Raw genomic sequence first — 14,005 nt, 5'->3', positions numbered from 1 at the left:
ATGGAATTAACACATTTTGATGAACATGGAAATGCACGTATGGTGGATGTAAGCAAGAAGGATATCACTTCAAGAAGTGCTTGTGCCGTTGGAAGTATATTAGTAAATAAAGAGATTGTTGAAAAAATAGAACATAGTGATATGAAAAAAGGAGATGTACTTGGTGTAGCTCGTATTGCCGGAATCATGGGCGTAAAAAAGACGAGTGATTTGATTCCTTTGTGTCATCCTTTAATGATCAATAAGGTCAATATTGATTTTGAGATTGATAAAGTGAATTGTTTGATCTATGCCTATTGCGCAGTGAAGTGTAATGGGAAAACAGGTGTAGAAATGGAAGCTTTGACAGGTGTAAATATTTGTCTTTTGACAATTTATGATATGTGTAAAGCTGTAAGTAAAGATATGGAAATAAAAAATGTGCATTTGGTTTCTAAATCAGGAGGAAAAAGCGGGGATTTTGTATGGAAGGAATAATTAAGGCAATTTGTATTAGCGAACAAAAGGGAACAGAAAAACATCCGGTTCAAGATATTGAAATCATTGAAGATCATGGACTAGAAAAGGATGCGCATGCAGGTAAATGGCATCGCCAAGTTTCTTTATTGTCCTATGAAAAGCGTGAAGAATTTAAGGTCAAAGGTGCCAATGTAGAAGATGGTGCCTTTGGAGAAAATTTACTTGTTTCAGGTATTGAATTCACAAGTTATCCTGTAGGAACACAATTTAAAATTGGGGATGTATTACTCGAACTGACGCAAATCGGTAAAAGTTGCCATTCTCATTGTGCTATCTATCATCAAGTAGGACAGTGTATCATGCCTCATCAAGGTGTATTTACACGTGTAATACATGGCGGTCACATTTGTGTTGGGGATACCGTTGAAGTCATTGAAAATAAAGATTCTAGAATGCGTGTAGCTGTATTGACATTAAGTGATAAGGCAAGTATAGGGCAAAGAAAAGATGAGAGTGGTCCGTTGATTGAAAAGATTATGACAGAACATGGATACAATGTGACAAGTGTGACAGTGATTGCGGATGACGAAAATGAAATTGTTTCGCAATTGATTAATTTAAGTGATCGTTGCCAAAATGATTTGATTCTTACTACCGGAGGTACTGGATTGAGTTTACGTGATGTGACACCAGAAGCCACAATGAAAGTCATGACTAGAAATGTTCCAGGTATTAGTGAAGCATTGCGCTATGAATCAATGAAATACACAAATAAGGCGATGTTGTCACGTGGTGTGAGTGTATTAAGAAATAAAACGTTGATTATTAACTTGCCAGGAAGTCCTAAGGCGGTTAAGGAAAGTCTAGATATAATTTTAGGCCCATTAAAACATGGCTTAGAAATCATGAAAGGTGAAGCGAGTGAGTGTGCAAGGAAGTAATTTGGATTTAACGCCAATTTGGATATCTTTAAAAACCGCAAGTATCACAATTGTGATTACCTTTATTCTTGGTTTACTTACTGCATGGTGGATTTATTCAAGAAAGAGTGAAGCTTTGAAAATGATCTTTGATGGAATCTTTACTTTGCCTATGGTTTTGCCACCTACAGTAGCTGGCTTTTTCTTGTTGATGATTTTTGGTGTAAATCAACCCATAGGCAAATTCTTTATGAATGTATTTGGTGTTCGCATCGCATTTAGTTTTAGTGCGACTGTGATTGCAGCTGTGGTCATTTCATTTCCACTCATGTATCGAAATTCTAGAGGTGCTTTTGAACAAGTGGATACAGATTTAGTATATGCCGCAAGAACTTTAGGAATGAGCGAATGGAACATTTTCTTGAAAGTATTGATACCCAATGCCTTGCCAGGAATTATTAGTGGTGGTGTACTTGCGTTTGCGCGTGGTTTAGGTGAGTTTGGGGCAACCGCCATGCTTGCAGGAAACATCATAGGAAAAACTCGAACACTTCCTGTAGCTGTATATAGTGAAGTGATGAGTGGCGATATGGAATCGGCCGCCTTTTATGTATGGGTGATCATTGGTATTTGTTTTATAGCTGTGATCTTGTTGAATCTATATCAGTTGTATGTTCGAAAGAAAAGGAGTTTCTAAATGTTGGAAGTACAAATATATAAGAAACTTGCAGAGTTTGATTTAGACGTTTCCTTTCAAGTGGACGACTATATTTTAGGGCTTATGGGCGCTTCAGGATCTGGTAAAAGTATGACATTAAAATGTATAGCTGGAATTGAAACGCCAGATCAAGGACGGATTGTCTTGAATGGCCGTGTTTTATTTGATTCAGAAAAGAAAATAAATGTACCGATTCAAAAACGAAATGTAGGCTATATGTTTCAAAGCTATGCTCTATTTCCAAATATGAATGTATATGAAAATATTAGTGTGGGATTAAGGGCTAGAAAAGTAAAAGACGTGGATATCGTGGTTCAAAAAGTGATGCAGCAATTTCGGATTTTTGAACTTGCTTCAAGATATCCCAAACAATTATCGGGTGGACAAAGACAAAGGGTGGCATTGGCTCGTTTAATGGCTTATGAACCCGATGTTCTTTTATTGGATGAACCATTTAGTGCTTTAGATGAAGATTTGAAGGAAGATTTATTACAGGAACTTAAAAGTGAGCTTCAAATTTCAAAACCGGTTATTTTTGTATCGCACGATAAAGAGGAAGTAAATTATTTGTGTGATCTAAAATATAAAATTAAACAAGGAGAGATCATATGAAAAAAGGTTTAAGTATTTTATTGGTTGGAGTTATGGTCACAAGTTTATTTGGATGTAGTTTTAATGAACCAAAAGAACAAGTAAAACTTACAATTGCGGCAGCCGCAAGTTTGGAAAACGCATTTGAAGATAAATTGATTCCAATGTTTGAAAAAGAATATTCAAATGTAACGATTGAAGGTGTTTATGATAGTAGTGGAAAATTACAGCTTCAAATTGAAAAAGGATTAGATGCCGATGTATTTTTTAGTGCAGCTACAACACAGATGAACGCTTTAAAAGATGAAGATTTAGTGGATGCCGATTCAATTTCAAATGTATTAGAGAATAAATTGGTGTTGATCAAAGGAAAAGATAGCACTACAACAGTCACTGGATTTGACAATATTGGGGATGCTTCCATTATTGCGATTGGAGATCCAGAAATAGTTCCTGCAGGAAGCTACGCAAAAGAGGCTTTGACAAATTTAGGTGTATGGGATTTTATTCAAGATCGTTTAAGCTTAGCAGGAAATGTAACGGAAGTATTGTCTCAAGTTGAAACACAAAATGCAGAAATTGGTTTAGTTTACGCGACAGATGCTGCAAGTAGTGATAAAGTAGAAGTAGTGGCAGAGTGTAATAATTCATTATTAGCTACACCAGTATTATATCCAATAGGTCGTGTATCGAGTACAAAGCATAAAGATGAAGCCAATTCATTAATTAAATTCTTAAAGAGCGATAAAGCTTTAAAAGTATTTAAGAAATACGGATTTAAAAAAGGAGAGTAAGATGAAATTAATCAAGACACAGGATGCCGTAGGGCATATACTTTGTCATGATATAACACAGATCATTAAGGGTGTCACAAAAGATGCCCTTTTTCGTAAGGGTCATATTGTGACAGAAGAAGATATTCCTTTATTATTATCAGTTGGAAAAGAACATTTATACGTTTGGGAAAATGATGAGAGTATGATGCATGAAAATGATGCAGCCATGGTTTTATTAGACATGTGTAAAAATGAGTACATGTCGTATGGTGAAATCAAAGAAGGGAAAATTGAATTAAAAAGTGAGATTCACGGACTGTTTAAAGTAGATCGTAAGGCTTTGTTTACAGTAAATTCATTTGGGCAGATGATGATTGCGACTAGACACTCAAACACAGTAGTAAATCCAGGTGATAAACTTGCGGGTATGCGCATTATTCCTTTGGTGATTGAAAAGGAAAAAATGAAAAAAGTAAGTTCTTTGATTTCTTCTCCGATTCTTGAAATTAAGCCGTTTGTATTAAAAAAAGCAGCTGTGATCACAACAGGAAGTGAAGTATATAAAGGAAGAATTCAAGATACATTTACACCAGTGATTCAAGATAAATTGGCTGAATTTGGGTGCGAAATGGTATATCACGCGATTTGTGACGATGACGATAAAATGGTGACAGAAAAAATCAATGAAGCTTTAAAACAAGGCGTGGATATTGTTTTATGTACGGGTGGAATGAGTGTGGATCCAGATGATCGAACACCCCTTGCGATTAAGAATACAGGGGCGAATATTATTAGCTATGGTTCTCCAGTTCTTCCTGGAGCTATGTTTTTACTTGCCTATAAAGGAGAAGTTCCAATTGTTGGACTTCCCGGATGTGTCATGTATGCCAAAAGAACGGTATTTGATTTAATACTTTGTCGTTTACTTGCCAAAGATGCAGTGACATATGAAGAGCTATGTGATTTAGGTGAAGGTGGATTGTGCTTAGGATGTGATATTTGCACATATCCGAATTGTGGATTTGGAAAATGAGATATAAACTAAAAATTCAAATTGGTAATAATGAACCAAATTTTGGCAAAGGCGTTGTAGAACTATTGGAGTTATGTGATAAGTACGGTTCTCTATCAAAGGCTTATAAAGAAATGGGAATGTCAAATTCAAAGGCTTGGAAAATCATCAAAAGAGCTCAAGAAGATTTAGGGTATGAGTTGGTTTCTACAACGAGTGGTGGAAGTCATGGTGGAGGCTCTTGCTTAACTTTAGAGGGAAAAGAATTGGTACGTAAATATAAATTGTTTCAAGAAAAAATAGAAATATATTCAAAACAAGTGTTTCAGGAAGTATTTGAAGATGAATAAAGAGGAAGTATTGATTATTACTTTTAAAAGTATTCAAGATGTTCTAGATTTGGAGTCAAAGACAAAAAACGGGCGTATGATACCTGTTCCAAGTTGCGTTAAGGCAGGATGTGGCATGTGTTTTATGTCGAAAGATCTAGATGAGGAAAAGTGGAAAATATTTTTAAAAGAACAAAACGTTTTGTATGAGGATATAGTAAGGGTGAATTTTTAATGAATGAAAAAATATATTGTAAGAGTGGGGGATGTAGTGCCAAATTGGGCGCTAAAAAATTGAGTCATATTCTAGAAAAAATTGATTCTTATAAAGATAGTCATGTCTTGGTTGGCTTTGATTCAAGAGATGATGCAGCTGTTTATCAAATCGATGAAAATCATGCGTTTGTATCTACTTTGGATTTCTTTCCACCTATGGTTGAAGATCCATATTTGTATGGTCAAATTGCAGCAACAAATGCACTCAGTGATATTTATGCGATGAATGGTACGCCTAAAACAGCTTTAAATATTGTGTGTTTTCCAGAAAATGAAGATTTGAATATTTTAGGTAAAATCATTGAAGGCGGAAATAGTAAGTTAGTTGAAGCTAAGTGTGCTTTGGTAGGTGGACACTCTATTCGTGATGATTCCATTAAATATGGATTGAGTGTAACAGGTTTAGTGAATCCAATAGATGTAAAGAAAAATAATGGTACAAAAAGTGGAGATGTTTTGGTTTTGACAAAGCCTTTAGGTGTTGGTTTAACTTTAAATGCGTTGCGTATGGATGATTGTTCAAAATCAATGCAGGAAAGAGTTTTTAAAAGTATGACTACATTAAACAAGTATGCGTGTGATATTTTAAAAAAATATGATGTGCATGCTCTAACGGATGTAACAGGCTTTGGCTTGTTGGTGCATTTAAATGAGATGTTAGACGGAAAAAATAGTGCATTGATTTATAAAGATTCGATTCCATATTTTGATGATTGCCAAAAGTATGTCGAAGAGTTTTATTTAAGTGGGGCAGCACAAACCAATCGCAAAAGTGTAGAGGGTAAGATTTATTTTGATTGTGATTTTTTTACAGAGGAAATTTTATTTGATCCACAAACAAGTGGTGGCTTATTAGCTAGTGTATCTAAAGAGGATTTAGAAAAGCTAGAGATAGATTTTAAGGAAAATAATCTTGAATTGTATGTTGTGGGTGAAGTCATTGATAAAAATGAATATAATGTATATGTGAGGTAGTAAGATATGAAAACTTTAGATTGTAGAGGATTGGAGTGTCCACTTCCAGTTGTAAAGACAAAGGAAGCTTTAAAAGAAGAAAATGTAGTTTCAACAATTGTGGATAATGAGATTGCGGTTGAAAACTTAACGAAGTTTGCGAAAGTAAAAAATTATACGGTAAATTCTAAAAAAGAGGGTAAGGATTATATTGTTGAAATTTCAAAGGGTGATGAAGAAGCTGATTTTGAAGTAGAATATACTTATGCAGATTGTAGCTTGGCTAAGCCTAAAACGGTTGTAGTGTTCGCCAGTAATGTGATGGGTTCCAATCCGGATTTAGGTGCGATTTTAATGAAATCATTTATTTTCTCTTTGACAAAACAAGATGTTTTGCCAGATGAAATGATTTTCTATAATGAGGGTGTAAAAATCACAACGACAAAGAGTGAAACTTTAGAAGATTTAAAATATTTAGCGGATAATGGAGTAGAAATTGTAAGTTGTGGAACTTGTTTAGATTTCTTCCATTTAAAAGAAGAACTTCAGGTGGGGTCAGTCACAAATATGTATGATATTGTAGAAAGAATGGAGAAGGCTGATAAAATTATCAAGCCATAAGGATTATGAATAAATGTGTTATTGTGCGTGGTGGAGGAGACATAGCGACAGGGACAATATATAAACTTGTGAAAAGTGGATTTCAAGTATTGGTGTTAGAAGTTGAAAAGCCAAGCGCAATACGAAGGAATGTTGCCTTTTGTCAGGCTGTGTATGAACAAAAATTTACGGTTGAAGATATGACTTGTGTTTTAGTTTCAACGATAGAAGAAGCTAAAAAAATAATGGCTAAAAATCAAGTCGCCATGATGATTGATCCTAGTGGCGAAATAATTTCTAAAATAGAACATATTGCCTTGGTGGATGCGATTCTTGCCAAGAAGAATTTAGGTACGACAATAGATATGGCACCCATCACAATTGGCTTAGGTCCTGGCTTTTGTGCAGGAAAAGATGTACATGTGGTTGTAGAAACGATGCGTGGGCATAATCTAGGACGATTGATCTACCAGGGATATGCTTTGCCAAATACGGGTGTTCCTGGAAATATTAAGGGATATTCAAAAGAAAGAGTGATTCATTCTCCTTGTGCAGGTGTTTGTCACAATGTCAAAAAGATTACAGATATCGTTGAAAAAGGAGAAATTATTGCGTATATCGGAGAGATACCCGTGTATGCGAGCATGTCAGGTTTACTTAGAGGATTAATTCAGGATGGGTACAATGTAACATCTGGATTTAAAATGGCAGATATTGATCCTAGAGTGGATGAATATCAGAATTGTTTTACAATTTCTGACAAGGCACGTTGTATTGGTGGAGGCGTTTTGGAGGCGATACTGCATGGTTTATCTTGATCAAGCTGCGACTAGCTTTCCTAAATTAGAGGAAGTCAAACAAGCTGTAATGAGGGCATTCGATGTGGCAGGCAATGCGAATCGTAGTTCAAATATGGATTCTTCACGTTTGATTTTTGAAACAAGAAGAAATATTGCACAGTTTTTTGGCTTGTCTGATTTTCATCGTGTTATTTTAAATGGTGGAAATACCGAGAGTTTAAATACTTGCATTAAAGGAATCTTAAAAGAAAAAGATCATGTGATTACTACCTATGCAGAGCACAATAGTGTGCTTCGTCCTTTATATGAGTTAGAAGAAAAAGGAATAATCACATTAACGATATGTGCTCCTTATTTAGAAGATATTAAAAAGCATATTCAAAAGAATACTCGAATGGTTATCATGACACACAGTTCCAATGTGACAGGTGAAATCTTTGATGTGGATTTAATTGGACAATATTGTAAAGAATGTGGTGTCCTATTTATGGTGGATGCAGCTCAAAGTGCAGGTCACATTCCTGTGTCTATGGAAAATATAGATGTTTTATGTTTTAGCGGCCATAAAGGTTTATTAGGGATTGCTGGTATTGGTGGCTTTTGTGTAAAAGACATGGAAGTAAAACCATTGATTTCTGGTGGAACAGGTATAGATTCTTTTAATCCACAAATGCCCAAGGCATATCCAGAACATTTAGAGGCGGGTACGCAAAATATTGTAGGGATTGCGGCTTTAAATGCAGGGATTCAATATGTTCAATCTCATCAAAAAGAGATTGTGGAAAAGGAATGTTTTTTACTTCAAAAATTATATGAAGGTTTATCTGGTTATGTAGAGTTTTATTCATCTTTAGAAAATTCGACACCTATTGTGGCAATAAATATTCCAGGTAAAGATAGTGCTTATGTGAGCGATTTATTAAATTATAAGTATGGTATTGTGACGCGTTGTGGTGCGCATTGTGCGCCCTTGATGCATAAACATTTAAAGACAGAAGAAAGGGGAATTGTACGTTTGTCTATATCGTTTCAAAATACAATAGAAGATATTGATTTTGTGGTACGTGCAATCCAAGAGATTTCAAATGATTATTAGTGTAATTGGTTCGGGTGGAAAAACAACGTATATCCACGAGTTAAAAGATAAATATGTTTCTTTAAATAAGACCGTTTTAATGTGTACAACGACGCATATGTTGATTGAAGAAGATACATTAGTCGATCCTGGTTATGATGAAATCATGCAAAGAATTGAAGCATATGGATATTGTCATGCGGGAAATCGTTGTGGTGACTTGAAAATTGAGGCGTTAGATGAAGAATTGTTAAATCAATTAAAACAAGTGGTGGATGTGATACTGATAGAGGCGGATGGTTCTAAATATTTACCTTTGAAGTTTCCTAGCGCTAATGAACCAGTCATTGATTCAGATACGGATGAGATTGTGTTGATTTCAAATCTAAATGGATTAAATCAACCAGTAAAAGATGTGGTACATCGTTACAAGCTTACAAATTTAGATCCAAGTGAACTTGTAACACCTAGAATTATGCAAGATTTAATACGTGCTTATTTAAAGAAACTAAATAAACCTGTTACAATTCATGTGAATGGAGCTAGTGATTTGTATACGCGTTGTGTAAAGGCTTTATTAGAAGAAAATGTCGATGTGAATCTCATTCGAAAGGAATGGTTTAATATGCAGCCTAAGCTAGTGATTTTAGGTTGTGGTCATGTCAGTCAGTATTTGGCTAAAATGGCTAGTATATTAGAACTATATACGATTGTGATTGATAATCGTAAAGAATTTGCGAATTCTCAACATTTTCCTACGGCCGATGAAATTCATTGTATCGATTATGCTCAAATGGATTCTGTATTACCAGATGAAGAGAATGCTTGTTATGTGATCGTAACAAGAGGACATAAGGATGATCGTCTTTGTCTAGAAAAGACGATTCATAAGCCTCATTTATATTTGGGTATGATTGGAAGTAAAGGAAAAGTAAAAAAGACATTTGATGCTTTGATTGAAGAAGGATATTTGAAGGAAGAATTATCGAATGTGCACGCTCCAATTGGTTTAGATATTAAGGCACAGACGCCGGCTGAGATATCGATTAGTATTTTGGCTGAACTTATTGAAATAAAAAATACAAAGTTTAGTTCAAGTGTTTCGAAAGAATTATTAGAATCCAATATGCATGGAACTTTATGTATCATCATCGATAAAAAGGGTTCAGCACCTAGAGGAATTGGCAGCATGATGTTAGTGCATAAAGATGGAGTCATTGATACGATTGGTGGAGGAAAAGTTGAATATCAGGCTATTTTAGATGCCAAAGAATGTAAGAAAGTCATGATTAAAGAGTATGATTTATCCAATGCAGAAAGTGCAACACTAGGCATGATTTGTGGTGGATATAATAAAGTCTTGTTTATACCGGTATAGAGGAGGGATTGGATTTGAAGAAAAGAAGAAGACGAGTAAGAAAGTCAGTGATTTTTGTGATTGTTGTATTACTTTTGATTATTGCGTTGTTGATTTCGATGATCGCAAAAAAAGTTAGTGATAAAGAGGTAAGTGAACCTAAACAAGAAAAGACAACAGAAACAAAAAAAGAGAATAAGAAGCAACAAACAAATTTACCAAAGGTGAAAAAAATAAATCAAAGTGGTGACCCATATGAGAATACAGTAACGGTTTCGGATTTAGATTCAATCTATATTCTTGTGAATAAGTATTCAGGATTACCAGCAGATTATGAACCAAGTGATTTAGTTCAGGTACCTTCGAGTGGTGAAAATGAGAATGTGCGTATGCGAAAAGAAGCGGCAGAGGCATTTGAAAAGTTGATTGAGGCAGCATCAAATGAGGGGTTCATTTTGAATGCTTGTTCAGCTTATCGTTCTTATGCATACCAAACAGATTTATTTAATGGTGGAGCTGCAAGTTATGGCGAAGAGTATGCGGATCGTTATTGGACTCGTCCAGGATATAGTGAGCACCAATCTGGATTAGCTGTCGATATTCGTATGGATAATGATTGTAGTGATTTAGATGCCGTTCGATATAATTCGCACTATGATTGGTTGTTAGAAAATATGCATATGTATGGCTTCATTTTGCGTTATCCTGATGATAAGGAAGATAAAACTAAAATTGCTCCTGAAAGCTGGCACTTGCGTTATGTGGGTCAAGATTTGGCAACGTATTTGTATAAAAATAATTTAGCGTTAGATGAATATTATGGAGCTTAGGCAATCGTTGGATTGCCTTTTTTTGATTTATCAAATGGTATATTGTATACTAAAAATGACGTATATAAAGGATAAATACATGATGATTGATAAAAAGATAATAGTAGGTGTAAGAAATAAGGATGCGAATGCGAAAAAAGAGCTTATTTCATTGACGCGAAATCATTTGATACAAACGATTTACAAGCGATATATTGGCTTAGAAGAAAAAGAAATCAATGATATCTTACAGGCAACGTATACATATGCATTTATGCATATGGATAAATTGAGTGATGATAAAAATTTTTTAAAATGGATTACGGTCTTGTTGAATAAACAATTGCGTGAGTATATGCAGGCTAAAGAACATGCAGATGTAACTACAGCTTTGCGTGGACTTCCTCAATATAGACAATCGGATGTGGATGATTGTTTAAATGAGATGCCAGAAAATCAAAAGACAGTGACAATCATGCATTGTTTAGGGAAACTGAAAGAGAAGGATATCGCGAATCGTTTAAAAATGAGTGAAGAGGGAGTGGCTCGCTTATTAAAGAGTGGTAAACAAAAAGTGAAAGATGTATTGGATAAGAAGTGACAATGATATTTATTATTGTCCTTTTTTTTGATTTCGCATAAAATGTAGGCATATGAAAAGAGACACAAAAAGAGTATTAATACTATCACTTAAAATAGGTGTAGGAAGTGCAATTGCGATCATCTTAGCTTATTTTTTCAAATTGGATAATCCAACAAGTGCAGGAACGATTGCGTTGTTATCTTTGTTGACGACAAAGTGGGGAACAATGAGGCTTGTTCTTAGAAGAATTTCCACCTTCTTTGTGACAATTTTATTCTGTTTTATTTTCTTTGAATTAATTCCAAGCCATTGGATAGCTTTTGGACTTGTGATTGCGTGCTTAGTTGGGTACAGTGAAAAAATGAAGTGCCAGAATACATTAAGTGTAAATGCGATGATTGCCGTGCATTACTTGAGTTATTTGGATTTTAGTCTTCACTTTATGATGAATGAGTTTTATTTGATTTTAATTGGGGCCATTATTGCCTTCTTATTGAACTTGGTTCATGATTATAGTGGGGAAGAAGAGTATTTGAATTCTTGTATGATTTATATGGAGGACAAGATTCAGAGCTTGATGTATCAAATTGTTCACTATATTCAAAGTGAAGAAAGAAATACAACAATTTGGAAGGAATTAGAAGATATTAAGGTACAGGCAGAAAAGTATATTCATATTGCGATGGAATATCAGGATAACACGTTTACGAGTTTGCCGGATTATTATATTCGTTATTTTGAAATGCGAGCTTTACAATGTGACATTCTGCATATGTTGCACTATAAGATTCGAAAGATTCGTAAGATGCCAAAAGAGGCGAATGAATTAGCGAATTATATTGAATATTTAATTCCGTTTATTCATGAAAAAAATGATCCGCAGCCTCAAATTACTTCACTTCATCAGATGTTCAAAAACAAGCAGGGGGAGGCTCTTCCTAAAAGTCGAATTGAATTTGAATCAAAGGCAATGTTTCTGCATATTTATATGGATTTAGAAGAGTTTTTATACACAAAAAAGAAGTTTATTGATCAAACGACAGAGGAACAGAAAAAGTTGTATTGGAGATGATATACATGAAATCAATCATTATTGTAACTGTTGTATCTATTATAGTTTCTATTGGAATCTATAAAGGAATTCGTAAAGTATTATATAAAAAGGATGTCACAAATAAGGCTAGTTTTGCCAGATTAATAAAATATATTTTGGTTTTTATTAATGGAATGATTTTTCTTGGACAATTTGAACAGACAAAACCTATAATGTCCTATCTTGCTGCATCGAGTGGAGTGGTTGCCCTAGTTTTAGGTGTTGCGGCTAAAGATGCCTTTGGAAATCTATGTAGTGGTTTAATGATTTTAACATTTAAACCCTTTGTCGAGGGTGATTTAATTAAAGTCAATCAAGGTGAATTAATTGGTTATGTTGAAAGTATTCGTTTTCGTCATACGATTATTCGTACATATGAAAGTAATCGTATTATTGTGCCAAATGCAACATTGAATTCGGCTACGATTGAAAATGCATTTTTTCAAGATACACGAAAAAATAACTATTTAGAAATTGAAGTTTCTTATGGAACAGATATTGATTTGGCGATAGATATTTTAAAGAGTTTAGTTGAAAAAACAATGAATGAATATGAAATTCAAAGTGAGGATCCAATTGAAGTAAAAGTAATCAATTTTTCTACAACAGGCATTGATTTGCGTGTTGTTGTTCCAAGTAAAACGAGTTTAGAGGGTTTTGATATGCTCGCAAAAATTCGTTATGAACTTATAAAAGAGTATGAAAAAGCGAATATTCATTTTGGAAATTATTCAGTAGAGGTAAGTCAATCATGATAAAAGTATATACAGAAGTCTTGGGATTTAATAATTTAATGTATCGCTACATGAGTTTACCTAACTCATTATCTTTGGCGGATTTAGCTTATTATACATTGGCATCTTACTTATCTGAAGAATATGCGGACTTTGTGATTGAGTCGAATGGTATTCCTTTTGCGTGTCCAAATTGTGAGGATGAACAATTTAATAAGTTACCTTGTGCTTCATTGATTCAACCAGATTTCAAAGAGGGAGATACTTTTAAGATGGTTTATGATTTAGAAGAGCCTTTTGAGATTGAAATTCAAGTTGAAAAAGTAGATGATATAGAAGAAGAGTCTAGTGTGATTAATGGTCGTGGTTTTGCGATTTGGGATGGCTTTAAAGAATTTCAGGATTATTATTATCAATCCATGGAATTATTTAAAGAATATGTGAAAGCGAATGATATGAATTTATCGGATTTTCCTGTGGATGAAGATCTTGATATTATTGAATTAAACAAGGTATTGGAAGATAATTTTGAAGAATTAAAAGATGTGTATGAGGGTGAGTAGATGAAAGTATATGAAATGAGTTTTCGTGATATGGATCAAAAAATGGTAGAGATTCATGGCGTGAAAATGGTTAAGCTTTTAGAGAAGATGGGATTAAAGTTAGATAATCTATATGGTGCATTAATGTATGGTTATATCGATCATAATGCGGGCTTTATTTTTGAAATCGTAGCTTTGGAAACAAAGAAACGTAATATTGAATATCGTATTGTGCCGATTGGTGTATCTTGTAAGATTTGTCGTTTTGATGTGCAGGAAATGGATATTCAAATTTTGGATAATGTGAATGTGGAATTGTTCCAAGATAAGATTGATATGGTTGAAAAGGCTACAGAAGTTTCTAAAGAATTAGAAGA

Annotated in this window: 19 protein-coding genes; all 19 read left to right on the top strand. The window is 34.2% G+C overall.

Features of this window, described 5'->3' with window-relative positions; translation table 11 throughout:
• Window positions 1-477, top strand: a complete 477-nt coding sequence (gene moaC / locus EUBIFOR_RS07350; protein WP_147587402.1) for a cyclic pyranopterin monophosphate synthase MoaC — start codon at window positions 1-3, stop codon at window positions 475-477.
• Window positions 465-1,400, top strand: a complete 936-nt coding sequence (locus tag EUBIFOR_RS07345) for an MOSC domain-containing protein (protein WP_003865365.1) — start codon at window positions 465-467, stop codon at window positions 1,398-1,400. The genes moaC and EUBIFOR_RS07345 overlap by 13 nt, the downstream gene beginning before the upstream one ends.
• Window positions 1,381-2,076 (top strand): molybdate ABC transporter permease subunit, encoded by a 696-nt coding sequence (gene modB, locus EUBIFOR_RS07340; protein ID WP_244264160.1) that lies wholly within the window; start codon window positions 1,381-1,383, stop codon window positions 2,074-2,076. Before EUBIFOR_RS07345 ends, modB begins: the two co-directional genes overlap by 20 nt.
• The gene (locus EUBIFOR_RS07335) at window positions 2,077-2,709 is read left to right on the top strand and encodes a sulfate/molybdate ABC transporter ATP-binding protein (RefSeq protein ID WP_003865363.1); all 633 of its coding nucleotides are present in this window, start codon (window positions 2,077-2,079) and stop codon (window positions 2,707-2,709) included.
• Window positions 2,706-3,482: a molybdate ABC transporter substrate-binding protein gene (modA, locus tag EUBIFOR_RS07330; protein WP_003865362.1), complete on the top strand. Its 777-nt coding sequence runs from the start codon at window positions 2,706-2,708 to the stop codon at window positions 3,480-3,482. The genes EUBIFOR_RS07335 and modA overlap by 4 nt, the downstream gene beginning before the upstream one ends.
• A 1-nt stretch (window position 3,483) precedes the next feature.
• On the top strand, window positions 3,484-4,497 hold the full coding sequence (locus EUBIFOR_RS07325) for a molybdopterin-binding protein (RefSeq protein WP_003865361.1): 1,014 nt from the start codon (window positions 3,484-3,486) through the stop codon (window positions 4,495-4,497).
• On the top strand, window positions 4,494-4,826 hold the full coding sequence (locus tag EUBIFOR_RS07320; protein ID WP_003865360.1) for a winged helix-turn-helix domain-containing protein: 333 nt from the start codon (window positions 4,494-4,496) through the stop codon (window positions 4,824-4,826). The genes EUBIFOR_RS07325 and EUBIFOR_RS07320 overlap by 4 nt, the downstream gene beginning before the upstream one ends.
• Complete coding sequence (locus EUBIFOR_RS07315) at window positions 4,819-5,040, top strand: putative Se/S carrier protein (RefSeq protein ID WP_003865359.1); 222 nt, start codon at window positions 4,819-4,821, stop codon at window positions 5,038-5,040. The genes EUBIFOR_RS07320 and EUBIFOR_RS07315 overlap by 8 nt, the downstream gene beginning before the upstream one ends.
• Complete coding sequence (selD, locus tag EUBIFOR_RS07310) at window positions 5,040-6,056, top strand: selenide, water dikinase SelD (protein ID WP_003865358.1); 1,017 nt, start codon at window positions 5,040-5,042, stop codon at window positions 6,054-6,056. Before EUBIFOR_RS07315 ends, selD begins: the two co-directional genes overlap by 1 nt.
• Window positions 6,057-6,062: 6 nt before the next feature.
• The gene (gene yedF / locus EUBIFOR_RS07305) at window positions 6,063-6,656 is read left to right on the top strand and encodes a sulfurtransferase-like selenium metabolism protein YedF (protein ID WP_003865357.1); all 594 of its coding nucleotides are present in this window, start codon (window positions 6,063-6,065) and stop codon (window positions 6,654-6,656) included.
• A 5-nt stretch (window positions 6,657-6,661) separates the two neighbouring features.
• Entirely contained in the window at window positions 6,662-7,453 is a 792-nt protein-coding gene (yqeB, locus tag EUBIFOR_RS12975) for a selenium-dependent molybdenum cofactor biosynthesis protein YqeB (protein WP_003865356.1), read from the top strand.
• A complete protein-coding gene (locus EUBIFOR_RS12970) occupies window positions 7,440-8,531 on the top strand; it encodes an aminotransferase class V-fold PLP-dependent enzyme (protein ID WP_003865355.1) in 1,092 nt (363 codons plus the stop codon). The genes yqeB and EUBIFOR_RS12970 overlap by 14 nt, the downstream gene beginning before the upstream one ends.
• A complete protein-coding gene (yqeC, locus tag EUBIFOR_RS07290; protein ID WP_003865354.1) occupies window positions 8,521-9,888 on the top strand; it encodes a selenium cofactor biosynthesis protein YqeC in 1,368 nt (455 codons plus the stop codon). Before EUBIFOR_RS12970 ends, yqeC begins: the two co-directional genes overlap by 11 nt.
• A gap of 14 nt (window positions 9,889-9,902) precedes the next feature.
• Window positions 9,903-10,697, top strand: a complete 795-nt coding sequence (locus tag EUBIFOR_RS07285) for a M15 family metallopeptidase (protein WP_050755955.1) — start codon at window positions 9,903-9,905, stop codon at window positions 10,695-10,697.
• A gap of 82 nt (window positions 10,698-10,779) precedes the next feature.
• Window positions 10,780-11,277 carry a sigma-70 family RNA polymerase sigma factor gene (locus EUBIFOR_RS07280; RefSeq protein WP_167528775.1) on the top strand — a complete coding sequence of 166 codons (498 nt, stop codon included), beginning with the start codon at window positions 10,780-10,782 and terminating at the stop codon, window positions 11,275-11,277.
• A 52-nt stretch (window positions 11,278-11,329) separates the two neighbouring features.
• Entirely contained in the window at window positions 11,330-12,331 is a 1,002-nt protein-coding gene (locus tag EUBIFOR_RS07275; protein ID WP_003865351.1) for an aromatic acid exporter family protein, read from the top strand.
• Between the two features lie 5 nt (window positions 12,332-12,336).
• Window positions 12,337-13,107 (top strand): mechanosensitive ion channel family protein, encoded by a 771-nt coding sequence (locus EUBIFOR_RS07270; protein ID WP_040466326.1) that lies wholly within the window; start codon window positions 12,337-12,339, stop codon window positions 13,105-13,107.
• Window positions 13,104-13,649, top strand: a complete 546-nt coding sequence (locus EUBIFOR_RS07265) for a hypothetical protein (RefSeq protein WP_003865349.1) — start codon at window positions 13,104-13,106, stop codon at window positions 13,647-13,649. Before EUBIFOR_RS07270 ends, EUBIFOR_RS07265 begins: the two co-directional genes overlap by 4 nt.
• The coding region (locus tag EUBIFOR_RS07260) for a hypothetical protein (protein ID WP_003865348.1) at window positions 13,650-14,005 on the top strand (356 nt) is incomplete at its 3' end. It abuts the gene before it with no gap.

This window comes from Holdemanella biformis DSM 3989, assembly GCF_000156655.1.
GTDB lineage: Bacteria > Bacillota_I > Bacilli_A > Erysipelotrichales > Erysipelotrichaceae > Holdemanella > Holdemanella biformis.
This window is presented reverse-complemented; position numbering and strand designations above follow the sequence as displayed.

Coding starts and splice junctions, on each gene's coding strand:
- EUBIFOR_RS07270 (WP_040466326.1), top strand. CDS start 12,337: ATGAAATCAATCATTATTGTAACTGTTGTATCTATTATAGTTTCTATT.
- EUBIFOR_RS07275 (WP_003865351.1), top strand. CDS start 11,330: ATGAAAAGAGACACAAAAAGAGTATTAATACTATCACTTAAAATAGGT.
- yqeC (WP_003865354.1), top strand. CDS start 8,521: ATGATTATTAGTGTAATTGGTTCGGGTGGAAAAACAACGTATATCCAC.
- EUBIFOR_RS07315 (WP_003865359.1), top strand. CDS start 4,819: ATGAATAAAGAGGAAGTATTGATTATTACTTTTAAAAGTATTCAAGAT.
- yqeB (WP_003865356.1), top strand. CDS start 6,662: ATGAATAAATGTGTTATTGTGCGTGGTGGAGGAGACATAGCGACAGGG.
- EUBIFOR_RS07325 (WP_003865361.1), top strand. CDS start 3,484: ATGAAATTAATCAAGACACAGGATGCCGTAGGGCATATACTTTGTCAT.
- EUBIFOR_RS07265 (WP_003865349.1), top strand. CDS start 13,104: ATGATAAAAGTATATACAGAAGTCTTGGGATTTAATAATTTAATGTAT.
- selD (WP_003865358.1), top strand. CDS start 5,040: ATGAATGAAAAAATATATTGTAAGAGTGGGGGATGTAGTGCCAAATTG.
- EUBIFOR_RS07280 (WP_167528775.1), top strand. CDS start 10,780: ATGATTGATAAAAAGATAATAGTAGGTGTAAGAAATAAGGATGCGAAT.
- EUBIFOR_RS07345 (WP_003865365.1), top strand. CDS start 465: ATGGAAGGAATAATTAAGGCAATTTGTATTAGCGAACAAAAGGGAACA.
- EUBIFOR_RS07335 (WP_003865363.1), top strand. CDS start 2,077: ATGTTGGAAGTACAAATATATAAGAAACTTGCAGAGTTTGATTTAGAC.
- EUBIFOR_RS12970 (WP_003865355.1), top strand. CDS start 7,440: ATGGTTTATCTTGATCAAGCTGCGACTAGCTTTCCTAAATTAGAGGAA.
- yedF (WP_003865357.1), top strand. CDS start 6,063: ATGAAAACTTTAGATTGTAGAGGATTGGAGTGTCCACTTCCAGTTGTA.
- moaC (WP_147587402.1), top strand. CDS start 1: ATGGAATTAACACATTTTGATGAACATGGAAATGCACGTATGGTGGAT.
- modA (WP_003865362.1), top strand. CDS start 2,706: ATGAAAAAAGGTTTAAGTATTTTATTGGTTGGAGTTATGGTCACAAGT.
- EUBIFOR_RS07320 (WP_003865360.1), top strand. CDS start 4,494: ATGAGATATAAACTAAAAATTCAAATTGGTAATAATGAACCAAATTTT.